The 25,398-nt window shown below is 41.6% G+C and carries 27 protein-coding genes and 3 pseudogenes; 21 read left to right on the top strand and 9 right to left on the bottom strand.

Annotated features, from left to right (window positions below; genetic code table 11):
- Positions 1-422: 422 nt before the first annotated feature.
- The 7 genes and pseudogenes from HC246_RS25240 to HC246_RS27170 all read left to right on the top strand — a co-directional run.
- Positions 423-935, top strand: coding sequence for a hypothetical protein (locus HC246_RS25240; protein ID WP_169366176.1), 513 nt, complete (start codon positions 423-425; stop codon positions 933-935).
- Positions 936-1,116: 181 nt separating this feature from the next.
- Positions 1,117-1,632 (top strand): hypothetical protein, encoded by a 516-nt coding sequence (locus HC246_RS25245; RefSeq protein WP_169366177.1) that lies wholly within the window; start codon positions 1,117-1,119, stop codon positions 1,630-1,632.
- 138 nt (positions 1,633-1,770) lie between these two features.
- On the top strand, positions 1,771-2,310 hold the full coding sequence (locus HC246_RS25250) for a hypothetical protein (RefSeq protein WP_169366178.1): 540 nt from the start codon (positions 1,771-1,773) through the stop codon (positions 2,308-2,310).
- Positions 2,311-2,452: 142 nt separating this feature from the next.
- Positions 2,453-2,977: a hypothetical protein gene (locus HC246_RS25255; RefSeq protein WP_169366179.1), complete on the top strand. Its 525-nt coding sequence runs from the start codon at positions 2,453-2,455 to the stop codon at positions 2,975-2,977.
- A gap of 197 nt (positions 2,978-3,174) precedes the next feature.
- Positions 3,175-3,924 carry a fimbrial biogenesis chaperone gene (locus HC246_RS25260; RefSeq protein ID WP_169366180.1) on the top strand — a complete coding sequence of 250 codons (750 nt, stop codon included), beginning with the start codon at positions 3,175-3,177 and terminating at the stop codon, positions 3,922-3,924.
- 5 nt (positions 3,925-3,929) lie between these two features.
- The gene (locus HC246_RS25265) at positions 3,930-6,506 is read left to right on the top strand and encodes a fimbria/pilus outer membrane usher protein (protein WP_169366181.1); all 2,577 of its coding nucleotides are present in this window, start codon (positions 3,930-3,932) and stop codon (positions 6,504-6,506) included.
- 120 nt (positions 6,507-6,626) lie between these two features.
- A pseudogene (locus HC246_RS27170) lies at positions 6,627-6,797 on the top strand (IS1634 family transposase); the annotation flags it as partial.
- A gap of 456 nt (positions 6,798-7,253) precedes the next feature.
- On the opposite strand, the gene HC246_RS26650 reads toward HC246_RS27170, so the two are convergent.
- The gene (locus tag HC246_RS26650) at positions 7,254-7,385 is read right to left on the bottom strand and encodes a hypothetical protein (protein ID WP_263972586.1); all 132 of its coding nucleotides are present in this window, start codon (positions 7,383-7,385) and stop codon (positions 7,254-7,256) included.
- Positions 7,386-7,503: 118 nt separating this feature from the next.
- The gene (locus HC246_RS25275) at positions 7,504-7,926 is read right to left on the bottom strand and encodes a recombinase family protein (protein ID WP_169366183.1); all 423 of its coding nucleotides are present in this window, start codon (positions 7,924-7,926) and stop codon (positions 7,504-7,506) included.
- 79 nt (positions 7,927-8,005) lie between these two features.
- Between HC246_RS25275 and HC246_RS25280 the strand changes: the two genes are divergently transcribed.
- From HC246_RS25280 to HC246_RS25305, 6 genes are all read left to right on the top strand, one after another.
- Complete coding sequence (locus tag HC246_RS25280) at positions 8,006-8,302, top strand: 2Fe-2S iron-sulfur cluster-binding protein (RefSeq protein ID WP_169366184.1); 297 nt, start codon at positions 8,006-8,008, stop codon at positions 8,300-8,302.
- Between the two features lie 45 nt (positions 8,303-8,347).
- Complete coding sequence (locus HC246_RS25285; protein WP_169366185.1) at positions 8,348-8,677, top strand: thioredoxin family protein; 330 nt, start codon at positions 8,348-8,350, stop codon at positions 8,675-8,677.
- Between the two features lie 73 nt (positions 8,678-8,750).
- The gene (locus HC246_RS25290; RefSeq protein WP_169366186.1) at positions 8,751-9,074 is read left to right on the top strand and encodes a hypothetical protein; all 324 of its coding nucleotides are present in this window, start codon (positions 8,751-8,753) and stop codon (positions 9,072-9,074) included.
- Between the two features lie 52 nt (positions 9,075-9,126).
- Positions 9,127-9,744: a CP12 domain-containing protein gene (locus HC246_RS26800; protein ID WP_169366187.1), complete on the top strand. Its 618-nt coding sequence runs from the start codon at positions 9,127-9,129 to the stop codon at positions 9,742-9,744.
- Positions 9,745-9,797: 53 nt separating this feature from the next.
- On the top strand, positions 9,798-11,201 hold the full coding sequence (locus tag HC246_RS25300) for a bifunctional orotidine-5'-phosphate decarboxylase/orotate phosphoribosyltransferase (RefSeq protein ID WP_450091442.1): 1,404 nt from the start codon (positions 9,798-9,800) through the stop codon (positions 11,199-11,201).
- Between the two features lie 56 nt (positions 11,202-11,257).
- The gene (locus tag HC246_RS25305; protein ID WP_169366189.1) at positions 11,258-11,917 is read left to right on the top strand and encodes an IS1 family transposase; all 660 of its coding nucleotides are present in this window, start codon (positions 11,258-11,260) and stop codon (positions 11,915-11,917) included.
- A 21-nt stretch (positions 11,918-11,938) separates the two neighbouring features.
- On the opposite strand, the gene HC246_RS25310 is transcribed toward HC246_RS25305, so the two are convergent.
- A complete protein-coding gene (locus tag HC246_RS25310; RefSeq protein WP_169366190.1) occupies positions 11,939-12,880 on the bottom strand; it encodes a tyrosine-type recombinase/integrase in 942 nt (313 codons plus the stop codon).
- Positions 12,881-12,892: 12 nt separating this feature from the next.
- Positions 12,893-14,443: an ATP-binding protein gene (locus HC246_RS25315; RefSeq protein WP_169366191.1), complete on the bottom strand. Its 1,551-nt coding sequence runs from the start codon at positions 14,441-14,443 to the stop codon at positions 12,893-12,895.
- Positions 14,444-14,656: 213 nt separating this feature from the next.
- Between HC246_RS25315 and HC246_RS25320 the strand changes: the two genes are divergently transcribed.
- A complete protein-coding gene (locus HC246_RS25320; RefSeq protein ID WP_169366192.1) occupies positions 14,657-14,986 on the top strand; it encodes a hypothetical protein in 330 nt (109 codons plus the stop codon).
- Positions 14,987-15,363: 377 nt separating this feature from the next.
- Here the strand turns inward: HC246_RS25320 and HC246_RS25325 are convergent, their stop codons facing one another.
- Positions 15,364-16,104, bottom strand: coding sequence for a formylglycine-generating enzyme family protein (locus HC246_RS25325; RefSeq protein WP_225903120.1), 741 nt, complete (start codon positions 16,102-16,104; stop codon positions 15,364-15,366).
- A gap of 73 nt (positions 16,105-16,177) precedes the next feature.
- Between HC246_RS25325 and HC246_RS25330 the strand changes: the two genes are divergently transcribed.
- Together HC246_RS25330 and HC246_RS25335 are read left to right on the top strand one after the other, a co-directional pair.
- Complete coding sequence (locus tag HC246_RS25330; RefSeq protein WP_169366193.1) at positions 16,178-16,648, top strand: helix-turn-helix domain-containing protein; 471 nt, start codon at positions 16,178-16,180, stop codon at positions 16,646-16,648.
- 53 nt (positions 16,649-16,701) lie between these two features.
- On the top strand, positions 16,702-17,289 hold the full coding sequence (locus tag HC246_RS25335; protein WP_169366194.1) for a transposase: 588 nt from the start codon (positions 16,702-16,704) through the stop codon (positions 17,287-17,289).
- Here the strand turns inward: HC246_RS25335 and HC246_RS25340 are convergent.
- From HC246_RS25340 to HC246_RS25690, 4 genes and pseudogenes are all read right to left on the bottom strand, one after another.
- Entirely contained in the window at positions 17,238-19,553 is a 2,316-nt protein-coding gene (locus HC246_RS25340) for a tetratricopeptide repeat protein (RefSeq protein ID WP_169366195.1), read from the bottom strand. The genes HC246_RS25335 and HC246_RS25340 overlap by 52 nt on opposite strands.
- Before the next feature lie 91 nt (positions 19,554-19,644).
- Positions 19,645-20,325: pseudogene (locus tag HC246_RS25345) on the bottom strand (AAA-like domain-containing protein); the annotation flags it as partial.
- Positions 20,322-21,380: an AAA-like domain-containing protein gene (locus HC246_RS25685; RefSeq protein ID WP_211167959.1), complete on the bottom strand. Its 1,059-nt coding sequence runs from the start codon at positions 21,378-21,380 to the stop codon at positions 20,322-20,324. The pseudogene HC246_RS25345 and the gene HC246_RS25685, both read right to left, overlap by 4 nt.
- An 84-nt stretch (positions 21,381-21,464) precedes the next feature.
- Positions 21,465-21,971 (bottom strand): adenylate/guanylate cyclase domain-containing protein, encoded by a 507-nt coding sequence (locus HC246_RS25690; RefSeq protein WP_211167960.1) that lies wholly within the window; start codon positions 21,969-21,971, stop codon positions 21,465-21,467.
- A gap of 270 nt (positions 21,972-22,241) precedes the next feature.
- Here HC246_RS25690 and HC246_RS25355 point away from each other — a divergent pair, with 270 nt between their 5' ends.
- From HC246_RS25355 to HC246_RS25370, 5 genes and pseudogenes are all read left to right on the top strand, one after another.
- Entirely contained in the window at positions 22,242-23,021 is a 780-nt protein-coding gene (locus HC246_RS25355; protein ID WP_169366197.1) for an ATP-binding cassette domain-containing protein, read from the top strand.
- 65 nt (positions 23,022-23,086) lie between these two features.
- Positions 23,087-24,397: an ABC transporter permease/substrate-binding protein gene (locus HC246_RS25360; RefSeq protein ID WP_225903121.1), complete on the top strand. Its 1,311-nt coding sequence runs from the start codon at positions 23,087-23,089 to the stop codon at positions 24,395-24,397.
- 101 nt (positions 24,398-24,498) lie between these two features.
- Positions 24,499-24,615: a hypothetical protein gene (locus HC246_RS27105; RefSeq protein ID WP_404822297.1), complete on the top strand. Its 117-nt coding sequence runs from the start codon at positions 24,499-24,501 to the stop codon at positions 24,613-24,615.
- On the top strand, positions 24,566-24,781 hold the full coding sequence (locus HC246_RS25700) for a hypothetical protein (protein ID WP_211167961.1): 216 nt from the start codon (positions 24,566-24,568) through the stop codon (positions 24,779-24,781). Before HC246_RS27105 ends, HC246_RS25700 begins: the two co-directional genes overlap by 50 nt.
- A gap of 20 nt (positions 24,782-24,801) precedes the next feature.
- Positions 24,802-25,383, top strand: a pseudogene (locus tag HC246_RS25370) (IS630 family transposase); the annotation flags it as partial.
- Between the last annotated feature and the right edge of the window lie 15 nt (positions 25,384-25,398).

Below are 25,398 nucleotides of genomic sequence, written 5' to 3' on the forward strand. Positions count from 1 at the left end.
TTCCGCCCAATAGCGATCGGTTTTATTACGACCGCTTTTTTTAATGACTGCATTGACTTTCTCCACCCCCAAAATTGAAAGTCTAGACATAGAGAAAACCTTATACCTTAATTAAGCCGTAGTATTTGATTTTACATAAATACAATCAAGTAATCTAGTCTATTGCAGACAATTGCTATTTTATTTTGTCAATTTTTAGGCAAATATTTAGACAAAAAACTGACAAAAATTTTTCTGGGTTTTTTTCTATATTAAGTATAAGGTTATCAATACGGGGTGGAATTTAGGCAAACTGTTTTACATGGGTAAAGTCAATGTAAATACTTTAATCACTAGGTTAAAGATTATTGACCTTACAAAATGAAGTATTTCTGTTGCTTCGACCGATATTTGACTGAACATCCGAGACATCACTGGTAATTATGAACAAATTTAATCGTATTCTTCTGGCTTCTGGATTGGCTGCAACCGCATCTCTAGTGGCGAATTCACCTGCATTTGCTGGCACTACCGCCACAGTTAACTTGAGTGGTACTGTTTCTTCTAATCTAACAATTACAGTAACTCCAAATCCTTCTGCTGCTAGTCTTGTATTATCACCAGGTAGCTATAGTAATGTTAAAGTTGGTACGATAACTGGCGCTTCAACCAACAGTGCTAATGGACTGAAAGTTGTGTTAAGTAGTAGTTGGGCGTTAACATCGGGTGCTAATTCTATAGCCATCACCAATATAGGTGATGCTCCTAGTACTACCGCTACATCAGTCACGGGTAATCAACCTTTCCCAGTTGGCAACTATACTGTCATGTCCACAAACACTGCTTCATCCGGGAGTGCATCTGATTCAAGTATTTTCATTGCTTATACTGTACCAAATGGTCAAGCTGCGGGGACTTACACAGGAAGCATTACTTTTACTGCTAGTGATAAATAATTAACTAAACATCTACAGGACAAAAATCAAAAATAGAATGCCCAAAAAATTTTATTCAGAAAGAATGTAAGGCAATTACCTCAAATCCTTTCTGAGTAACAGTGGCAATTTTTAGTTCTGTAGCTAACATCACTAGTAATTATGAACAAATTTAATCGCATTCTAGACATCACTGGTAATTATGAACAAATTTAATCGTATTCTTCTGGCTTCTGGCTTGGCTGCAACCGCTTCTCTAATGACGAATTCACCTGCATTTGCTGGCACTACCGCCACGGTTAACTTGAGTGGTACTCTTGTTTCGACTCTAAGCCTTTCAGTAGATGCACAGACTTCTGCTTCTGCTCTTGATTTAACACCTGGTAGAAATTATTCTGATGTTAAAGTTGCTTGGGTATATGGTGGGAAAACCAACAATCTTGCTGGGCTTAAAGTTTTGGTAAGTAGTACTTGGCAATTAACATCAGGTAGTAATACTATACCGATCACCACAGTTGGTGATGCTCCGGATTCCTCTTCAGTAGCCACGGTAAAGACTGCAACTAACAGCTCCGTTCCTTATACTCTCAACGTCACAAAGACTACTACCTCGGGGAATGCACCTAGTTCAATGGTTTTCATTGATTATAGCGTACCACTTAGTCAAGTTCCGGGGGCTTACACAGGAAGCATTACTTTCACTGCTTACGATAATTAACGAAACATCTACAGGACAAAAATCAAAAATAGAACGCCCTAAAACTCTTGCTCAGAAAGAATGTATGGCAATCATCTTGCTTCCTTTCTGAGATGGCTTTTTGAGTTTTTCTTGTTGAGCTATACATCACTGGTAATTATGAACAAATTTAATCGTATTCTTCTGGCTTCTGGCTTGGCTGCAACCGCTTCTCTAATGGTGAATTCACCTGCATTTGCTGACACTACTGGCAAAGTTAACTTGAGTGGTACTATTCCTTCTAATTTATCACTTACGGTAACTGCTACGAGCGAGGCTAGTGCTATGATTTTTGTCCCTGGCAATAATACTTATGATCTTAAGATCGCTAATATAACTGGTGCGGCAACTAATAGTTCCAGCGGACTTAAAGTTAGTGTACTTAGTAGTTGGAGGTTGACATCGACATCGACTACTGAGTATATAGTCATTACGGGTTTTGGTGAATCTACGAGCACTTCGAGTAGCATTGCGACAGCGAATAGGAAAAGGATACAAGACAATAACCTCCAGTCCAATGTTCCTTTTGACCTCGCTATCACAAATACCAATGTGGCAGGGGCTGCACCAGATTCAAGTCTGTACATTAGTTATAACGCCCCAAACATTACCGCAGGTATTTACTCGGGAAGTATTACTTTCACTGCCACCGATAAATAACTAAACATCCTAACTACAGGACAAAGATCAAAAATAGAACGTCCAAAAGCTGTTACTCTGAGAGGATCTAAGGCAATTACCAAAATCCTTTCTGAGTAAAAGTTTCTATTTTTTGTCCTGTAGCTAGACATCACTAGTAATCATGATTAAAGTTCATCGTATTCTTTTGGCTTATAGTTTGGCGGCAACCGCCTCTCTCATGACGAAGGCGGCGGCATTTGCTGGTCCTACCGCCACGGTTAACTTGAGTGGTACTGTTCCTGCTGCTTTACCAATTACATTATCTCCTGCGCCTGATGCTGGCTCTCTTACTTTGACTCCTGGTAATGCTTATACTGGCATTAAGATTGCCGCTATATCTGGTTTATTAACTAACAATAGGAATGGACTTAAAGTTACCGTAACTAGTGCTAGTAATTGGAGATTAGTATCAGGTTCTAATTTTATAGAATTTGGCGGATTGGGTGAAGCTCTAGGTGCTAACTCAACATCGCCCACGTCTATGCAATTGCCCAACTATTATGATTCTAATCCCCTGCAATTATCCAGAAGCTCTAGTACTGGGAATGCATCTGATTCAAGTATTTTCATTAGTTATACTATACCCCCCAATCAAGCTCCAGGGACTTATACAGGTAGCATTACTTTCACTGTCACTGATAATTAGAGCATGTTTGAGAAGTTTTTTACCCTCTCTAACTCCCCCTTTGCAAGGGGGAATTAAAGGGGGTAAGTCCGACTTGTGTGTACACGGTAGCTTGTAAAGGAGGGAGAATTAATTAAATTTTCTTCTTCCCCCTTTACAAGGGGGATTGAGGGGGATCATTAACACGCTCTTCGCTAAATCTTTCTTTGACTACAAATATGAAATTACAATTTTCTCAACTCTGGCTGACGTTATTTCTATTACTGGTAAATATTCAACCCAGTTTCGCCTTTAAAATTCAGCCCATTTCGCGGACATTTACTCCCATCGGCACCGAGGCAAGCCAATCCTACGATCTGATTAGCGATAGCAACGAACCAGAAGCCGTCCAATTGTCAGTGGTTACTCGTGAAATGGATATAGATGGGAACGAAAGCTATACACCCGCCGATGATAACTTTTTGATCTATCCACCGCAAGTAATTCTCCAACCAAATACCAAGCAAACCGTACTCGTGACATGGGTGGGCGACTCAAACCCAACTAAGGAGCTTTACTATCGCCTAGTGTCCGAACAAGTACCGATTAATCTCACCAAGCCTGAAGCTGGCAAACCCAGCAAAGTAACTGCTAAGGTCGAGATTTTGCTTAAATATATGGGTTCTCTCTATGTCCGTCCTGAGAATGCCGAGCCTAAACTAGTTTTAGATAATGTCGCTGTCCAAAAAGAAAAGGATAAACCTGTAATTGCGATTACCTTTAACAATCAAGGCATAGCTAGAGCAACCTTGGCAGATTTTAAGTTAAGCCTTACCAGTGGCGGTAAAACCGTGGCTCTCTCAACTGAACAACTTAAGGAAATTACCGGTCAAAATATTTTGGCAAATCATAAGCGCCGCTTTGTGATTCCCTATCCTGCGGATTTACCCCAGGGAACTGTGACCGCGACATTTGACTATAAACAATAGATTTCATGGGTTTTGTCAGCCAGATTTTCCTTGCTGTCATCAGTCTTATTTTGTTAGTTCCCAGAGCCGCACTAGCCCAAAAAATCGCACCCGATCCTCCCGAAGACGGGCTTTTTCAACAGGTATTTAAGCGTCCTCAGTCACCACAGGGCAATCAGAGGCTAACGGTTTCTTGGTCGATCGATGGTCAAATCAAGGGACGGATTCCTATTTTATTGGAGGCTAATAATCGCTCAAAAATCAGGATCAATTCCACAATTCTGCTTGACAGCTTGAAGGAAGTGGTGCGTTCAGAAGTCCTCGACAAGTTGCAAGCTGGGCTTGATAAAGAAAAGAACATTGCGATCGATCTATTGCGCCAAAATGGCTTAAAAGCTATCTTTGACGCGCGGAAATTGGAACTATTCATCGAAGTCCCTCCAGCGCAGCGCAAAGTCAATGTTTTGAGTTCGCAATCAGGGGATCCCGAAGCAGCAAATGCGATTTTGCCGAGTCAATATAGTGGCTATTTGACAGTTCGTGGGGGTGAGAAGTTTGTCTTTGATAATGAGGGGAACTCCAGTAAGACGGCAAGGCAGCCGCTAAATCTCAACTTTGATACGGCTTTTAATTGGAACGGTTGGGTTTTAGAAGGTAATCTCTCCTTTGTCGAACGGGCTAGTTCGGAATGGACAAGGGGTAATTTTCGGATTGTCCACGATGACATCGATCGCGCTGTCACCTATGCGATCGGCGATCTGGGGGTTCCTACTGTTGGCTATCAACTCAGCAAACCCTTATTAGGATTGTCGATCGCCCGAAATTACAGCTTGCAACCCTATCTGATCACCCGTCCTGTCAGTCAATACGAATTTTTTTTAGAAAACCCCTCCACCGTAGAAGTATTTGTCAATGGTAGACTGCTGCAAACCTTAGAACTAAAGGCAGGTCAGCAAGATATTCGGAATCTGACCCTTGGTTCTGGGGTGAATGATGTGCAGTTAGTAATTACTGATAATGTGGGACGAGTGCAGCGTTTGGACTTTAGCAATGCGATCGCCTCCAATCTACTTGCTCCCAATGCACAGCAATTCGCCTATATCTTTGGTTTTCCCAGCCTAACTAGCGGTAATGGCACTAGTTATGATTTCACATCGCCGACTATTTTTGCCACCTATCGTCAAGGAATTAATAATACCCTCTCAATGGGCGGCTATCTCCAAGCCGATCTCCGTCAGCAAATCATGGGATTAGAGGGATCTTGGGCGACAATATTAGGTAATATTTCTTGGGATACGGCTATTAGTAATGCCGAGCAATTAGGGCTAGGGCTAGCGGCTCGTTTGGGTTACGAATTTATCAAGTCAGGGGAAACCAATCCTTTAGATCAGTCCTTTGGCTTCACGCTCGAACATCGCAGTGCGAACTTTTTATCTTCTAATTTGTCTTCCAATTCATCGAATAATCTATCTAGAAATTCATCTTCTAGCCTTCAGATGACTAACCCCTCTCGGCTAGATTTCACCGCCAATTATCGCCAAAAATTATTCTGGGAAATCACGAGCAGTCTAAATTTTCGTTATCAATTGGGACGCGATCGCCCTGACAGCTATCAAATAGGCTTAAACCTCAATAAATACCTCGGCAATGGCTTCTCAATTTCGTTGAATCTCAGTGAATCGGGAGATGGTATCAAGCCTAAAGAACAAAAAATTTTAATCGGCGTAACTTGGTCAGGCACAATTCCACAAACTCAGCAAACGCTCCAAGCTGCAATGGATATAACTAATAAAGATGCTCCCACCACAAGGGCAAGTTGGACTAATTCATCCCCAAATTTAGAAGGCATTGGTATGGCTGCGGATATCACCCGCAACCCTTCAAATGACAGTTTCACAGGTAAACTCAACTATCGCGGTTATCGAGGAGAATTCACATTATCCCAAAATACTTCGCTTAATCGTAAGGGGCAAACTACAAATACCACTCAGTTGGATTTCGGAACGTCTTTGGTATTTGCCGATGGCTATTGGGGGATCTCGCGCCCCGTTACGGGTAGCTTCGTTTTAGTCGCGCCGCACCCCACTCTGCAAGGTCGTGTAATCGGTATTAACCCCAATGCGATCGGTGGTAATGCCGCGCAGATAGAAGGAATTGGACCAGCTATCTTACCCGATTTGTCACCCTATCAAGTTTCCAAAATCCGTATTTCTGCTCAAAATTTGCCTATGGGTTACGATTTAGGTCAAACCAACTATGCGATTTTACCCACTTACAAAAGTGGAACGGCGATCCGTGTTGGTACTGATGCAACTATCTTTTTACGCGGTACATTACGCAATAACAAAAATGAGCCGCTATCTCAACTGTCTGGAGAATTTATTTCTCTATCCGATCCCAATTGGACTCCCTTACAAATATTCACGAATAAGGCAGGAAAGTTTGTCTTAAAAGGAATTAAACCAGGTCGCTATGAGTTAAAAATGTTTAACGATCCCCCCGCCATCTTCTCCATTGACATTCCTGAAGGAAAAACTGGTGTTTATGACTTGGGTGCGGTGCGATCGTCAAGCGATCGCTCTCCGATCCTCAATGGCAAATGATCAACCTCTTTACCAATGGGGCATTGGTCAGCTAAGCAGGGATAGTGGCTGAAACGTCTATTTCATGACACTAAAAAAATGCAAATACGTCGATCACGCTTTAACTGTCCAGTGCCAACCACTAATTCACCAACTTTGCGTTGGGTCTTTCAATGTTTTATGGCGGTTCATTTGGTTTCTTTTCAGAACCTGACTCAAGTTGCAAATTTGTCTCCTCTTCACCTTCACATTTTGAATTTCTTTTCTCCCTCCTGCCAACGCTATTATTTGCTTCCTGCTCCTGTTTCCTAATTGTTTTTTCCCTTCCATTACGAGCGGAATATGGGGTCATTAACTCTTGCACAGGTTCCAAATTTGTAGAGACAAATTCAGTGTATCGCCCCTATTAGGTCCTATTAGCCAAATAATAACCAGTTCAATGCCTGTCTATATTCCGCCACAATGCGATCGCCAAAAAAAGTAACAACAGTCGTCATGAATTACCCACTTCCTATTAACTAACATCAGTTCGGGATAAGAAAGGCTGAATCCTATATCTATCAAGTAATATTCTCCAGAGCGATGCTGAAGCAGTCAAAAATCGTGGCTTTCACTTTAAATTCTTTATTGCTAAGTAAAAAGCACTGTGGTTTTATAGATGTCTTTTCTCCTTGCAGGGACTACTATAGAGCGTGATATTGGGTTAAATCCTTATCCCGAACTCATGTTAACTATACTAATTGGAGATAGTGCCGCCGAACAATTCCTCTAATCTAACCGTTCAGCCGCCTTTAAAAAAGCACGTTTCGCCGCAATCTTATTCTTGCGATTGGTATAGCGCCTAAAACTCCTAACATCGGTTTTGCAGGTGGAGTCTGCTGTCCCAAAATATAGTGCCATCAACCTTATTCTAGAGGAATGCAACGTTTCGTCTAACACCTACTACATAAATTAGTAAAGCTGTTGACCAATTTCGGTGTATCATACAGGGATGTAACACGTTGGGGGCTATAGTTATTTATATAAAAGGTATTGAGGCTTTAATGGTTTTAGGAGTGGTGTCGCTAGACACCAAGGGCAATACTTCTAGATTTTGCTCAGCCTGAGATGTTACTCCAGAAATTCTGGGCATTTTTCCATAAAGTCGATCAAGCACTCGTTTTACGGAAATACGCTGCCACAGTTGACCTCGTTTGGTGGTGTACCCATTTTCATTAAGCCAATCGGCAATCTTCTGTAACGATTTCCCAGATTTGTGATGGCGGCGAATTAGTTCAATTACCTCTGACTCTTCTGGGTCATTCACTAATTCACCATCTACGGATCGTTGCCCAAACGCAGGCGATCCGTAGCCCGCATAACCACCGTTGCTTGCTTTTGCTTGCCTGCCTAGCTCTAGGCGCTCCCAGGCAGATAAATTGTTAGAAGGAACTGCTGTCATGGTGGTTTCACTTCAATGACTTGCAACAACAGTGTATCCCAACTTAACGCCTTAAATTTGTTTTGATTAGGAGTACCGCATGGCAACTTACAAAGTAAAACTCGTGAATGACGAGGGATTAGATGTCACCATTGATGTCCAAGACGATCAAACCGTTTACGAAGCCGCATGCGAAGCGGACATTGACTTACCAATTTCTTGTCGGGCAGGGTCTTGTTCTAGCTGTGCTGGCAAACTGATTTCTGGTGAAGTGGATCAGTCGGATCAATCATTTTTAGATGAAGACCAAGTGAATGCTGGGTTTGTGCTGACCTGTGTTACTTATCCCCGATCCAATTGCACGATTAAAACGCACCAAGAAGAAAATTTGTGCTAAGTCACACAGTACTAAGTCACACATCATCAATTTGGAGATATAAACATGGGTACGGCTGCATTTATTCAAGATGAAACTGAATTTGATTCCCTATTGAGCAATGAATCACTCATGGTTGTAGATTGCACGGCAACTTGGTGTGGTCCTTGCAAAATGGTTGCGCCATTAATTGATCGACTGGCTGAAGATTATAGCGATCGCGTTAAAGTCTTCAAACTCGATCTGGACAACAACAATAACAAAGCCGTAGCCAAACGCTTTGGGATTAGAAGTATTCCAGCCGTCATGGTCTTTAAACAGGGCGCATTGATGGAAACGTTAGTTGGGGTCAAATCCTATGAAGAATTTACGGCTGCGGTAGAACGACAACGATAGTCTTCCAAAGTGGTTTACCCCTTGCTTTTGAACATTTCCTTCTCACAAAATCATTCAATTTTGAGGTGCGACGATGAATATACGCATAGAAATTCGATGTCCTAACTGTGGCAGCGTGGCTCAACGGCTCTTGAGCGATCGCTTAACCATTGGCTGCAAGTGCCCAAGCCTACAAGTGACTCAGACCGAATGTCCAACTTGCGACTATTTTATGACAATGTGTTCGCAAAATGGTGCAGTGCTTGAAGCCTATGCACCTGGCATCTATGCACCTAGCATTCAGGAGAACGATGCAGCGACTACCGCAGCCCCGCACAAAATCAGCGATTACCCTCTTACTTCTCTACGATCTGTAATGAAATTGCCACCCAGCAAATTACTTTCTGGGAAATACTAGCCAGTTTTTGAGCATATTCCACTTATCCCATTGAATAAAATTTTAAATTCCTATGATGAAAGCCGAAGAAATTATGACCCCAAACGTTGTCTCCATTCGTGGCTCGGCAACGGTTGCAGATGCTGTGAAGTTGATGAAAGATAAACGCCTACGGGGACTGATAGTCGAACCACGCAATGAACAAGACCCCTATGGGATGGTGACCGAAACCGACATTATCTACAAAGTGGCAGCCTTTGGTCTCGATCCCAAGATCGTGCGGGTTTACGAAATTATGGTCAAGCCCTGTGTGATCATCAATCCCGAACTGGGTGTGGAATATGTGGCGCGGTTATTTGCTCAAACCCACATTCGTCGAGCGCCTGTGGTTCAGGGTAAAACCTTGATGGGCATTGTTTCCGTCAGTGATATTCTCTTTAAGAGTGACTTTGTAGAAAATCCGAAACGACTGTTTATAGAAGACGAAATCGAAATTGCCCGCGAAGACGCAAGGACTATTTGTATGGCTAGAGGAAGCAACTCTCCAGAGTGCGCTGCGGCTTGGGATTTTGTTGAGAACCTCCAAGCGGGAGCCGACCATCAACTGGTCAAAAAAAAGGAACAGAATTCACTCCAATCATACTGCGAAGATAATCCTAATGCTTTGGAGTGTCGCGTTTATGAAGATTAGATCCTTCTCCCCCAAAAGTGTTTATGAATTTTTGCGATAAGTTGGGCAAGGCTATGACGCGCAATCAGAGTTTACTCTCTGTTGAACTCGCTCCTAATCCTCAAATATGGCCCCAACACTTAGGTGGATGGGAAGAAGCCCATGTTCATATTTGGGAATTAGAGGAATGGTTGCAATGGTTGATTGTTGAAACGGCTGATTTAGTTTGCGCTTACACACTAACTTTTGAGTTCTATCGAGCATTGGGGGCTTCGGGACTAGGATTATTGAGGCAGATATTAGCAACTATCCCACATCACATTCCAGTTATTTTAGATGCTCAGCATAGTGACAGTCATACCAGCAGAATTTTTGCCCAGATGATCTTTAAAGTCTGGCAGGTAGATGCAGTTACCCTCAATCCATACATTGGGCAAGATGGCGTGACTCCCTTTCTCATCTATCCAGATAAAGCTGTATTTATCTTGTGTGCTACGGACAATTCTTCAACAGCAATGTTGCAGGAATATCCGAGCCATCAATCACCGTTCTATCTGAATTTAGTAGAGCAAGCTAAAACTTGGGGGATTGCCGAGCAGTTGGGGCTAGAAGTGGCTGGCAGCGCTGAGGTCTTTGCTCGTATCCGTGCGATTTCGCCTGAGCGGTTGATCTTAGCAGATGACATTTCGCTAGAGCCAACAGAATTGAAAGCATTTCTGAAAGCAGGGCTAACCTCCAATGCTGATGGGCTGATTATTTCTACTCCTGATGATCTGTTAGGCTGTGAATCTCCCAGAAATGCTATCCGATTGTTACAGAATGATATCAACCAGATCATAGCTGACATGAATCAGGGAAATCCAACCTGTTCAGTTTGGTTCCCAAATGTTTGCCTGCTGCAAGAACATCCTCATAAAGATTTGATTTTGCAGCTTTATGACATTGGCTGCATTCAGTTTGGGGACTTTGTCCAAGCATCGGGTGCAACATTTCCCTATTACATTGATCTACGCACCATCATTTCCCATCCTCAAGTATTCGAGCAAGTCCTCAAAGCCTATGCCAATATTCTCCAAACTTTGACCTTCGATCTCATTGCAGGCATTCCCTACGGCTCATTGCCCACGGCAACGGGTTTGGGATTGCGCCTCAACTACCCTATGATTTTTCCCCGCAAAGAAGTCCAAGCCCACGGAAGCCGTCGTTTAGTTGAAGGGAAATTTCGGAACGGTGATACGGTTGTGTTGATTGATGACGTTCTGATCACAGGTAAGAGTGTACTAGAAAGCATCGAAAAACTGCAATCTGTGGGTTTAATGGTGAAGGATGTAGTTGTATTGATCGATCTCAAAGAGGATGTGAACCAGAAAATAGAGCGCCAGGATTACCAAGCCCATGCAGTGTTGAAATTTTCTGAAATTGCCGAAACCTTATACAAGGCTGGTCGTTTAGACTCAGCCCAATTCGATATTTGGTAGTGCTAAAAAGGAAAGGATGGAGGAAAATATCCAGATGGTTGTTACAAAGTAAAGCAATGTCAGAGTCAATGCTATCGTGCCCATCCAGCCAGTCGGTATCAGTGGTTAAAAAGCGTATCCAAGACACTTATGACCTTTTAGAGACACTACTACTAGAAAAAATCCCTCTAGCTGGAATTGCCAGCGTCCTCAAGGTGTCAGAACGATGGTTGCAGAGCTACGTCAATCATAAATATGAGAACGTTCCTCAACCTGTTGAGGTAGAACCCAAAACAACACACCGTTTGACCATACAGATGGATGCATTATGGTCTTTTGTGGATGCCAAAGGCAATAAACAGTGGGTATGGCTTGCCATTGATACCGAGACTCGTGAAATAGTAGGTTGTTATATCGGCGATCGTTCTGGGGACTCAGCTCAGAAGTTATGGGAAGCGTTGCCTAGTGTCTATCGACAATGTGCGGTGATTTACACTGATTTCTACACACCTTATCCAGTTGTCCTGCCCAGCAAACTTCATAGGGCTGTCGGTAAAGACTCTGGAAAGACCAACTATATTGAGAGATTCAACTGTACGTTACGACAACGAGTATCAAGACTAATTAGAAAGACCCTATCCTTTTCTAAAATGTTGGAAAACCACATTGGTGCGATTTGGAATTTTATTCATCATTACAACGCTTCTTTGCCTGCTCGTTCATCCTTTCCTTTTTAGGACTACCGAAAAATCTCCTTCCTAATTCAACATCTCCGCCGCCTTTAAAAAAGCACGTTTCGCCGCAATCTTATTCTTGCGATTGGTATAGCGTCTAAAACTCCTAACATCTCGATGTCGAGTCAATTCCATCGCCAACGATGGATCTAACTCATACTTCACAATCAGATTCGTCGCAAAAGTATGCCGCCCACGATGAGAATGCAAATCGATTCCCGTTTTCTCAGCCAAATCATCCATCACATGCCGAATCCCCCAATAAGTCAACCGCTTACCCTGACTCCGATTAGAGCAAGACACAAATAAAGCACTATCATTCGACAACTCCCCTTCTTGCTCCCTCCGCCAAACCAAATAAGCATCCAAATCCTGAATACCCAACTTCGTCAAAGGCACTTCTCCCTTACTATCCCATTTCGCCTCCTTAATCACCAATTCCCTATTCACATAATCCTCAATATTCAGACGACAAACCTCCTCCGCTCTCAAGCCATGCAACAACACCGAAAACAAAGCCCGATCGCGTAACACCAATTTACTCAACTCAATCGCCTCATAAATTCGCAACACCTCTTCATCTTCTAAATCCTTTGCCACAGGATCGGGCAATCGCTCCTGCTGAATCCCAATCGTCGGATCGGCAACCACATATTCCGACAGCAACATCCATCGATAAAACGATTTCAGAGTTCGCAACACCCGATTCACCGAACTCAGAGCCAACTCACGTTCCTTCAGCAAAAAAGTTTTAAACTGTGTCACTTTACGACGACTCACATCCACCCAAGCCAGATCGCACCAATTCATAAATATCCGCAAGTCTGCTTGATAAGCCTTACGACTTTTGGGCTGTAAAGACCTCGATGCTAAAAATTCATCAACCCTTGCTTGGCGTAAGTCGGTAGTGGCGATCGCTTTGGGCGGTTCACCATAAATAACTAAAGTTGGCTCTGGTATTGACATAGCAATTAGTCTTTAGCCTCGAATCACAATGATTTCTCGCCCTGCGGGACTAATCACATTCTCCGTCGTCGTGCGCTCGCTTAGCGGCAGCAAACCAGAACGGCGATCGAAGATCACTAACCAACCTGTATCCAAACTCAATCCCGATAAATACTTATCAATCTGTGGCAAACCATCCTTAAGTGGATCTGGTCTTTTATCAGCCCATACCTTCAACTCCATCGCCAAAGTTACCTTACCATATCGCAAACAGATATCCATTCTTCCCGAACCAATGGCATATTCCCTTTCCAACGTGCCACCACCATTAACAACACGGTGCAAAAATGCCATCAATACAATATGAGGCGCAATCTCTGGATAGGGTGTACTGTCAAATAATGGCTCTCCATGCTGCCGCCAGAATAATATAAAAGAATCTAACAGCGCTTGAGGATTGAGGTTCCCATCATTATCTAACCATGTTGGAGCTATTGAAGTTAAAGACGCGATCGTTATCGAAGCTAATACTTTCGGAATAATTTCCCGATAAATTGGATTAGCAATTTGAATACCTCCGCGACTATCTCGGCTGCACAAACCTAAATCAAGTACGAAGCGTAAGTCATCTTCGGGCATATTGACTAGTTCTTGCCCAGACAGAATTGGTTGGATAATCGCTCTGACTCTATCTTCCCGCAATCTTTCAGCAAGACTATCCAAATGGGTATCTTGTCTCTTAATCAGAATCTCCTTAGCCTCATTTACCAAATCAGCCGTAATCGGAATTGCAGGATCTTTCGTGATATATTCCACAATTTCCTTAGCGATCGCATTGACTAACCATGGTTGTCCCTGCGTCAAATGAAAAGCTAAATCAACCGCTTCAGGCGTAAATACTTGACCCGTCGCATCTGTATGTTGCTGATAAAGATTCCTCACATCCTCAAGTGTGAAATTACTCAAAGTAAAGGAACGCACTTTGATATTAAAAGGGCTAGAAGTATTCAGGCGATCGCTTCCTCCTGAAGCATATTTATAATCCCGTACATCGCGCATCCCTACTAGTGCCAATGACTGCGGAAATCCCTGTGGACGACGCGGAAACCCAGAGCGGATTTGTCTCAGCACTGAAACTAAAGTTTCATCACTCAAAGCATCAATTTCATCCAGAAATACCACTAAAGGATGTGGTGACTCCTGTGCCCATGCTGCCAAAAACGCCCCAATTTGACGACCTGACTCCCCTAAAATGCTATGACTTGGTTGCAACTCTGGCGGTAAATAAAATCTAACTGCATCCTGCCACTCATCTAAAATTGCACGCTCTGCTAATTCAGGATCGTGGGAAAATACAGCCCCCACTTCCAGAGACAACATTACCGCCGTATATTGACCGCTCGAAGTTAGCTCTTGAGCAAGTGTCAGCATTGCTGTAGTCTTACCCACCTGCCTTGGTGCATGGATCACAAAATAGTTACGCTGGGCAATCAAATTCACTATTTCAGGCAGCCGATCCGTAGACGGCAGCATGTAATGAATATCAGCTTGACAAGGACCAGCAGTATTAAACCATTTTGGCATGACGACAACTAACGGGCAGAGATACCCCTTCAATATATCGCAACGAGCCAAGCACAATCCTGAAACCTATAATTTACGTTAACAGCAATAAGTGTTTATACTTATTTATTTGAATTTAACAGCAAATAAGTGACAATTATCTGTTCTAAGATATTTCTGTTGCAAGTTTAGTAATTGTGTTAGATTACTGACATTGTTTACCAAGTTTTACCGATGCCTAGCAATCTAATTGAGGCTTACAAACAAGGGATGCTGGCTTACGATCAATATCATCCACAAACTATCGGATTGCTTTGGGATGCGTTTCGTTCTGAATTGCATGAGTTCTATGTGAAACCTTCGCAAGATGAGGCTTGGGATGTTTTTCATTCTTTTGGACGCTTAACTTGGAAGTTAACGGGTATTCCTCTGTTTTGGTTAGCTAAACCAACGGTGGAGAAACATGGGCGGAGGTTTGCGGAGTCGGGTTGTATTCGTAGTGCGCGTAATTGTTTGGGTAATTGTTGCCAAAAGGATTTTAATGATGAAAGCTATTTTCAATAAGTGTAAAAAGTGGGCAATATAGTAAACTCTTTAGTCCTAAAAAGGAAAGGATCGATTTTGTAATAGTTTGACTGTAGTTTATAGTCAGTAATGATCTTGTTTTTAGCGTTAATGAGCGTCCTTTCCTTTTTAGTTTATGACTACCAGAGTTGTGAACTGTGTCAGAGGAGGAGGATGCAAGATCTGAGAGAGGGCAAAATCGCAGCAATTCTCATTATGGAAAAATTACCTTGATCCAGCGTTAGCTATTGAGCATAGTCGCAATAGCTGTCCTTGAAAAGCCGATGTCTTCGTTGAAAATTTGACGGTTTAGGCTAATCAAAAGTCATAATGAGAATTGCTGGCAAAATCGACAACCAGTTGACAGAAGAAATTTCTTACTGTATAGAGCAAGCAACTCGAAAACCAATGTCGTCGTACTGACGGCGAGCATTGCTAAAATAGCGAAAGGCTGACCGACAATGATTAGAAAGGTTGAACCATGAACCACCGCGAAGCATTTTGAGTGATTGGGGTGCTTCATAATTCAGATAATCTTTTATCCAACTGATCCCATTTTCGGGTGCTCCTCCATAGTTATCGTGCCAATCATCGGCGCACCATTCCCACACATTACCATGCATATCAAATAAACCGAAAGAATTTGGCTGCATCTGTCCGATAGGATGAGTTTGACCTCTAGAATTTTCAGAATACCAAACATGGTTACTTAACTTAGTAAGATTGCTGCCAAAGGAATAAGCTGTAGTAGTTCCAGCGCGACAAGCATATTCCCACTCTGCCTCACTAGGAAGCCTGCATTTTCTTCCAGTATGTATAGATAGCCTTGTACAAAATTCTATTACTTCTAGCCAAGATACTTGCTCGACGGGGCGATTATCTCCTTTAAATCGAGATGGTTCTGGCTTGAGATCTCTTTTAACTTTTGGCATAGCTGACACAATCTGCCATTGAGCTTGTGTAATTGGGTATTTCCCCATAAAGAATGATTGAATGCTCACATTGTGTTGTGGTTTTTCATTATCTCGACAATCTTTCTCATCCATTGGAGAACCCATTACAAAATTACCCGCAGGTATAAAAACTAGTTCCAGTTTTACTTCATTAGAAAGGTGCAAAACTAGATTATCTGTATTAAGTAGGTAGACCAAAGAAAAGTTAAGATAAAGCAGTTCAATAACACGCCGAACAATGCCAGCCGCCCTCAAAGTAAAACTGAGTCTAGAAGAAGACAAAAGACTGCTGGAAATCAGCCAAAAAGAAGCCACAGGAAAACGAGTAAAACACAGAGCCGAAGCGATACGGCTAAGCAGTCATGGGTGGAAAGTCGCCCAAATAGCAGCATATTTCGAGTGGCATGAACAAACAGTGCGAGAAATCATCCAAAGATGGAAACAAAATGGCGAACAAGGGTTGTATGACTTGCCCAAAACAGGAAGACCAAAACAATGGCAAGAGGAAGACCTGAAATATCTGGAAACCTGTCTGGAACAAGATAGTCAGGTGTACAACAGTCAGCAATTATCCGCCAAGCTTCAGCAAGAAAGACAAGTAAACCTAAGTAGTGACCGCATTAGGAAACTACTAAAAAAAAGGGTTGGGTATGGAAACGGGCGCGAATTTCCCACCAAGACAAACAGGATCAAGAAACCAAAGCCATAAAACAAGCCGATTTAGATTTTTTAGAGTTAGCGGCAGCAGCAGGCGAGATTTGTTTGAAATATCTAGATGAAACAGGATTTAGTTGTTGGTCTCCTGTGCAGTATGGCTGGATTCGGCAAGGGCAGAGTAAACGTCTTGAGCAAACAGCATTGCGAGGTAAGCGTGTCAGTTTAATTGGTGTGTTGGAGCCTGAAGTAAGTTTTGATGCTGCTTATCGCATCGGTAGTATCACCAGCAAAGAATATATGGAAATCATGGATCGACAGGCTGATTTAGCTGCGGATTTATTCTTGCGTCATCGTGTAATTACTGTCATTGGTCAAGATAATAGCTCTACCCATACCTCTAAGGCAGTACAACTCAAAATTCCTGAGTGGGAGCGTAAGGGCTTATTTTTATTTCAGTTGCCTCCCTACTGCTCCGAGATGAATCCCATTGAATTGGAGTGGTTACATTTAAAGCGTGACCATCTTTCTGGACAAATGTTTGACTCTGAGGATTATTTAATGTGGGGTATCAAGATGCTCTTCTTTCCCGTTACGATTCTCTTGGCTTTGATACTTCCTATTTTGAGTTTTCTTATGCCTAGCTACTTATTAGCATTGGTCTCTAAGGAATTAGAGCTTTTATCGGAGACTTGAAGTAAATCAGACAAAATTGGATTTGGTTCAGAATTGTTAATTAATAACTGAAATCTTGAATCAGAGCGGATTAAATCAAAGTCTGCGTCATTCTTGGCTAAATCACAATACTCAGATTGATTTAACTCAATAGCTTTTTCAAGATTCTCTAGGGCAGGTTCAATCTCGTCAAGTAAAGCGTAGGCACAGGCTTTGTTATACAAAGCACTTGAATGTTCTGGTTGAATTTCCAAAACTTTTTCATATGATGCGATAGCTTCTTCGTATCTACCTAAATGAACAAGTGCAACACCCCGATTTTTCAATACTTCGCAGTCGTCATGTTTGATCTCTAGTGCCTTGTTATAGGAGATAATGGATTCTTCATACCTACCAAGTTCTTTTAGAGAAATTCCTCTGTTATGCCATGCATTATATTTGTAAGGATTAATTTTTAAAGCTTTATCATAAGAAGCAATCTCTTCTTCGTATCTACCTAATTTACCTAAAGCTAAGCCACGTTTATACCAAGCTTCGTCAGAATCAGGATTGTTTAGTGTTGCTCTATCAAAGGATGAAATAGCATCTTCATATTTGTCTAATTTTAATAGAACATGACCTCGTTGAAACCATACAACACCTTTATTAGGTTTAATTTTCAAAGCTTGCTCGTAGGAGTCAAAGGCTTCTTCATATCTACTTAAATTTCTAAGTGCAGAACCTCGCTTGTACCATGCATCATAGAAATCAGGTTTAATTTTCAATGCTATATCGTAAGAAACAATAGCTTCTTCATATCTACCTATATCAGCAAGAGCAACTCCTTGTTTATAAAATTTATCAGGATCGTTATTTTGAGCCTTATCATTCAGGATGGTCGGCAAATCGGCAATTAAATCTTGAAATCTCGGATTGGAACGTAGCGAGTCAAAGTCTTTATCTTTCCTTGCTAAATCAAGAAACTCTGATGAATTCAACTGAATAGCCTTTTCTAGATTGTCTAGAGCAAGTGCAATCTCGCCAAGTAAAGCGTAGGCACAGGCTTTGTTATACAAAGCGCTTGAATGTTCTGGTTGAATTTCCAAAACTTTTTCATATGATGCGATCGCATCTTTGTAACTACCTGAATTTATTAGTGTCAAACCTCGCATATCCCATGCTGAATAATAATCAGGTTCAATCTCTATAGCTTTATCAAATGAAGCGATTGCCATTTCATATCTTTCTAGGTTACTTAATGCTTGCCCACGCGTAACCCATGCTGAGTAGTAGTCAGCTTGTATCTCTAAAGCTCTATCAAAAGAGTCAACAGCTTCTTCATATCTCCCTAAGTTACCTAAAGCAACACCTCGCTCATTCCAAGCTTCATAAAAGTCAAGTTTTAGTTCTAAAGCTTTATCATAAGATAAGACTGCTTCTTCATTTCTATCTAAATTCCTTAGCACCTCACCTCGATAAAACCACACAATATAACTATAAGGTTTGATTTTTAAGCAATTATCTTTAGCAAATAGTGCTTCTTCGTACCTCCCTAATTTTCTTAATACACTGCTTTTTTTGTACAATGCCTCGAAATCATCAGGAACAATTTCTAAGGCTTTATCATAAGAATCGAGCGCGGCTATATATTTTCCTGATCTTTCTAAAGCAATACCTCTATCGTGCCAAGCTTGATAGAAATCAGGCTTTATCTTTACTGCCTCGTCATAAGCACTTACTGCTTCAATATGCCTACCTAAATCACCAAGATTAACACCTCGGTTATACCAAACTTCGTGAGTATCTTCAAATTGACTCTCTTCTACCTCAGCGTTAATTGAGTTATCAGATTGATAGAGATTTAATATTAATTTTTCGAGTTCGCCTTTTGTAAAAGGACTAATTCCCTTCTGAAGCGAAAGAATCCAACGTTCGCGTTCTAATTTTAATTCTAGATTATTTGTTCTATCTACAAAGAACTGAAAGTCTTCGACTGCACCTTCAAAATTACCAGTTAATGCCCTAGCTAAACCTCGACTATCTCTACAGTGTTCATCTTCTGGCATCTCTTGAGTTGCAATTTCGCAAGCAAACATTACCTCAGAAGCTTTTCCCTTTAAGCTACCATACCAGCAAAGATTATTTAATGTCTCATATATAGTTGCTAGATTAAAGCTATAAGATTGTAACTCTTTAACTACTTCAACAGCTTCCTCAAACTGCTCTTGTCTTAAAAGTACATCAAACCTTGTTTTAGCATCAGCTTGCTTTATTTCGAGTTCTATCTGTGTCTCTAATTCAGCCAAGAGTTTTGATGATTCAATTGAAATCTTATCTAATTCTTCTAATTCTTCAGGATTTCTGGATAAATTCTCATCAAATCTAGTTTGCAGCTTTTTCTGCTAAACCATCGACAAGTGGTTGTGCCTCATCAATCTCAAATCCCTGTAGCTCGATCGCTCGTCCGATATTAAAAGGCGTACTGATATGCTGTTTGCTTTTAATTAGGTCAGAGGGAGTCGCCACACCGAGCAATACAAAAGTGAGTCGATAGAAGTCAGGGTGATCGGCACGACTGTTATAAAAAGCGCGAATCGACGCAAAAAAATCATCTGCATTAAAGGGAAGACTAAGCACGCTATCGATCTCATCAATAAAAATGACAATTTTTTGCGAAATATTCTCTAATAAAACCTCTGCAATAAACTCGCTAAACCTTTGTACTGATGAAATGAGATCGCGATCGCGCCACCATGTTCTTAAATTAATTTGTTCCCCAAGTTTAAACCCACTTACAAGATTGCGAACGATACTGGCATACCACTGATCGGCTGTGAGATTTTGGCTGCCAATCGAAGTCATATCGATTTCAACACAAGCAAAACTTTCTGATTGTAATCGTTTCATAGTCTGAACTCGCAAGCTAGACTTGCCCATCTGCCTTGAGTTCAGTACATAACAAAACTCTCCAGCTTTTATACCTTCATACAAATCTTCATCGGCTTGTCGGCGCACGTAAGTAGAAGCATTTGCAGGAAGACAGCCTCCTGCTTGATAGGTATAGTTTGGGTTTGTCATAGATTGTCGTATACCTCAAGGCGATCGCTAAAATAAAGTTGATAAAGATTACAACGTGGGATCGCATCATTTCCATGACGCAAAGTCAATCCCATGCTATCTAGTTTAAAAGTTTCCTCAGAGGGTAATCTCACTGGATCTTTACTACTTACCACCTTTTTCATCGCTTCAGCAAGTTTAGGATTTTGTTCAAGGTTCCATAGATGACGACGGAGATGATCGCTATAGATACCAGCCTCTGTTGGAGCAGTTTTTAACACATCAGTAAGATCGATGCTATTTCGAGCAATGTAATATAAAGCAACGCGCACTAGATAGGGATGACCGCCAACCATTGTCATGAGACGATCTATCTCAACATCTGTCCATCTCAGCCCATGCCGATTGACAAGATCGGTCACTTGTTCGCGTGAAAACTCCCGCAATTCAATGGGTAATCCTACATTAAATGGGGACTGATTGATATTTAGTGGAATGTAAACTTCTTGAGAGTGAACAACAATCAGCCGCAAACGCTTCCACAAATCGTCACTTTTTGCTGCCTCATGCCAAGCTCTGAGCAATCCAAAAAAGTCCTCAGCGATTGCACGATAACGAAAGATCAGATCCACTTCATCTAATGAAATTACAAGTGCACCATCGATTTTTGGGAGAACATAATCCTCAAAGTATGCCGTGCAATTGTCTTTACTACCGTAAATCTCATCCCAAGAATCGCTAATCTTACTTTTTAGTTTGAGTTGCCTCCCCACAATGGAACAGAACCAGCGTAAAAATTTATCTAAATCGGCAAACACATTACTATCAGCACTTTGGAAATTAAGAGAAAGAGTTTGGCATCCATGTTGTGATGCATGGTGCAAAATTTTGCCCAACAATGAAGACTTTCCCATCTGTCGCGGCGCTTTAATGCGGATTAGCGCTCCAGTTTTCTCAATTGCTTCAAAGCAATCATCCTCAATGGGTGGACGATCAATATAAAAAGGAGAATTTGAAGGAACCTGTCCTACTGGTTCTTCAGGGATAATGCCTTCATTATTCCAAAGATGCTCCAAATGCTTAACATTACTATATCTGTCAGATTGACAATTGAGAGCAATCTTCGGTTCTACTGGTATTAAGTGATAAACTCTTACCCATTATGGTATACCTTTGAGTTCTCTTAATCCTCCATCGTCAATAGGCACTTTGACAACAGCGCTTATGGAATCAAAAATGACTCGTGAAATGCAAATGCCCCAAGGTTTGGCACAAGACTGAATACGAGATGCAATGTTTACACCATCGCCCATTATGTCGCCATTAATAAATACGACATCACTAAGATGAATCCCAATCCGATGTTCTAATATATCTTCTGGAGAGCGATCTAAAGACAAATCAGCGAGCGTTCTCTGCATAACAATCGCTGCTGTTACTGAATTTTCGGCACTTGTAAAGTACATCAGCAGACCATCACCTAACGATTTAACGACTTTTCCACCGTACTTAGTACAAATAGACTCAAGTGTCTGATGATCTCGCACAATTGCTTGCAATGTTCTATTTCGGTTGGCAGTCATTAACCGTGTAGAATCTTTTACGTCTGTAAAGACAATAGCAGCAAGAATATTCGTTTGATTTGATGTATTGGTTGTGTTGACCATACAGCGATTACCTATCGCAGAATTTAAATATTTTACTCGATCTCGAAAGATTCATATAGTTGAGTAATATAGTTTAAACAATCCATTGATAAAGGCAGCGATCGCTACTACAAGGCATTAAATTAGCAGGTTTCTAGTGCGAAATTAGGTAAGGATGGGCGGTGCTAAGCGCCGCCCATCCTTACCATATAAATTCTTTCTTTTTGTAGGACTACCGATTACTGTTGTTTTAAGACCATATTTTTTGCAATCAAACATGAAGTGAGTAATATGCCCCAATCAACAAGTAGGAATTCCCCAAATGACGATTTATCAAATGTCAAGGTGGAATTTCGAGATGTGAACTTTCGCATAGGTCGCCGAGATCTTGTTTCACAGGTAAATTTAACAATAAATCAAGGCGAAGCATTGCTGTTATTGGGGCGCAGTGGTAGTGGGAAGACGACAACTTTGAAGTTAATTAACCGTTTGCTGATACCAACTTCAGGGCAGGTTTTGGTCGGCGATCGCTCTACCCAAGAATGGGATGCGATCGCCCTCAGGCGTAAGATTGGCTATGCAATCCAAGAAACGGGCTTATTTCCCCACTTTACGGTTGGAGAGAATGTGGGACTAGTTCCATCTTTGCTGCAATGGTCTAGACCCAAACTTGAAGCTAGAGTTTATGAAATGCTTAATTTAATGGGTCTAGAGCCAGAAGTATTTGCTCAACGCTATCCTCAACAATTATCAGGTGGGCAACGCCAGCGCGTCGGCATTGCGAGGGCATTAGCCGCCGATCCGCCAATCCTGTTAATGGATGAACCCTTTGGCGCACTCGATCCGATTACGAGATTAGAATTGCAACAACAGTTCCGCTATTTACAAAAGCAATTGGGAAAGACTGTAGTATTTGTCACCCATGATATTCAAGAAGCTTTTTTTCTGGGTACACGCATTGGCTTGATGCATGAAGGGCAACTAGTAGTACTAGGCTCTAAAGAAGAATTCATGCGATCGCCCCATCCCGAAGCCCAAGCATTTATGGCTTGTTTGCCAACTAATTTGTAAAGCAGATATTAACTGTGTCCCCGAATTGCGCGAGGACACAATAAAAAAACTTGGAGATTACTTAGTTGTTTAATTTTCTGAATCAATATACATCTGAGATTTTGCGCCTTAGTGGTGAGCATTTAGTTTTAGTCATTATGGCGATGGTTATAGCCATTGCGATCGGTATTCCTTTGGGAATTCTGATTACTCGCCGCCCTAGGTTTGCACCATTAGTTCTAGGGCTTGCCAATGCTTTACAGACTATTCCTAGCTTGGCGATTTTTGGCTTTCTCATATCGGTTCCATTTCTAGGAGGAATTGGAAAAACTCCTGCGATCGTGGCGCTAACTCTTTACGCCCTACTACCCATAATCCGCAATACCTATGTTGGTATTCAGAACATCGATCCTGCTGTGCGTGAAGCTGGACGCGGAATGGGAATGACCGATTGGCAATTATTAACTCAGGTGGAACTGCCCCTTGCTACAGGTGTAATTTTAGCGGGTGTCAGAGTTGCAACGGTTATTTCTGTGGGGATTGCCACCATCGCCGCCGCCATTGGTGGTGGTGGATTGGGGGTATTTATTTTTCGTGGTATTTCCACTGTTAATAATCAATTGATTCTGGCAGGGGCTATTCCCGCAGCAATAATGGCGCTAGCTGCCGATTTTGGATTAGGTTGGCTAGAGAAAAAGATTACCCAACAGAAGATAAAACAACCAAGGTTTAATCGTCGCTTTACGATTGTGGGTATTGTGGCGATCGCGATGATTACCGCGATAACGACAATTCTGCTCCAACAAGCACCAGCAAGAATTATCATTGGCTCTAAAAACTTTACCGAGCAGTTAATCTTAGGGGAATTATTAGCCCAACAAATTGAGAACCGCACAAATTTACAGGTCGATCGCCGTTTTAATTTGGGTGGAACCTTTGTTTGCCATGAAGCGGTAAAAGCGGGACAAATTTCGGCTTATGTGGAATATACTGGCACGGCTCTAACGGCGGTATTAAAGCGATCGCCAATTACTGATTCTGCGGCAGTATATCAACAAGTCAAACAAAACTATGCTGACAACTTTCAATTGGAAGTAATGCCATCCTTGGGTTTCAATAATACCTTTGCGATTACAATTCGCGGTGAAGATGCTAAGCGCTTCAATCTCAAGACGATATCTGACGCAGCTCAATATACTCCCCAATGGCAAGCAGGGTTTGGTTATGAGTTTTTAGAAAGAGCCGATGGCTACGCGGGATTAGCCAAAACTTATGGCTTAAAGTTTGACAAACCGCCGCAACAGATGGAAATCGGTTTAATGTATCAAGCCCTTGCTCAAAAGAAGGTGGATCTACAGCAAATTCCGATCAAACCCGCCACAGGAAGAGTAATCTAGAAGCATCACGAAATAGAAATAAAATATGGCAGCATATTCGCGCTTATTTACGGGAAAAGATATTAAGTGCATGGCAAAACAAAGAAAATACGCAGAGAGATTTGGCAAAACGATTTAAAGTAAGTTTATCTTTTGTGCGAGATTTATTGCGTCGGTATCGAGAAACAGGTGAAATCGCCGCAAAACCGCAAGGAGGAAGATCGACGATCCAAAATTAAAGGCAAGAATGAAGAATTAGTGAAAGCAATTGTTAGAGAACAAAATGATATATATCTGCGAGAGATAAAAGAAAAACTCCAAGAAAGCAAAGAAATTAAGGTGAGTGTATCGAGTTTAAGCCGTACTCTCAAGCGATTGGATTTAGGACGTAAAAAAAAACTTTAGTAGCCAGTGAACAAGCCACAGAGAGAGTCCAAAAATTGCGCTATGAGTTTCGGAGTTGGCTCGATACAATAGATGTAAAAAACCTTGTATTCATTGATGAGACAGGACTAAATCTGGCGATGACAAGGTTCTATGGCAGATGTGAAGGGGGAGCAAGAGTATATGACGACCGTCCAAGCAACAAAGGCAAGAACATTACTTTAATCGGCGCAATGAGTGATACTGGGTTGATAGCAGCAATGACTTTTGTGGGCAGTTTAAATACTGCAAGCTTTTTAGTTTTTATTGAAAAAATATTATTGCCTCAATTATGGGTTGGAGCAATTGTTGCTATGGACAATTTGCCAGTACATTACGCAGAAATTGCGAAAATCTTAATTGAATCTGTTGGGGCTAAGGTCAAGTTTCTCCCTCCTTATTCTCCAGACTTATCACCGATTGAGTTATGTTGGTCAAAGTTAAAGGAAATTATTCGTTCAGCTAAAGCTCGTACAATCGAGGCTCTTGATGCGGCAATTACTTCGTCTATTCAGACTATTACTGATGAAGATGCTCTTAATTGGTTCCATCATTGTGGCATCTGCTTTGAGCCTTTTAGGTAGCTTCTTTTTGTGGCG

The organism is Pseudanabaena yagii GIHE-NHR1, from assembly GCF_012863495.1.
Lineage (GTDB): Bacteria > Cyanobacteriota > Cyanobacteriia > Pseudanabaenales > Pseudanabaenaceae > Pseudanabaena > Pseudanabaena yagii.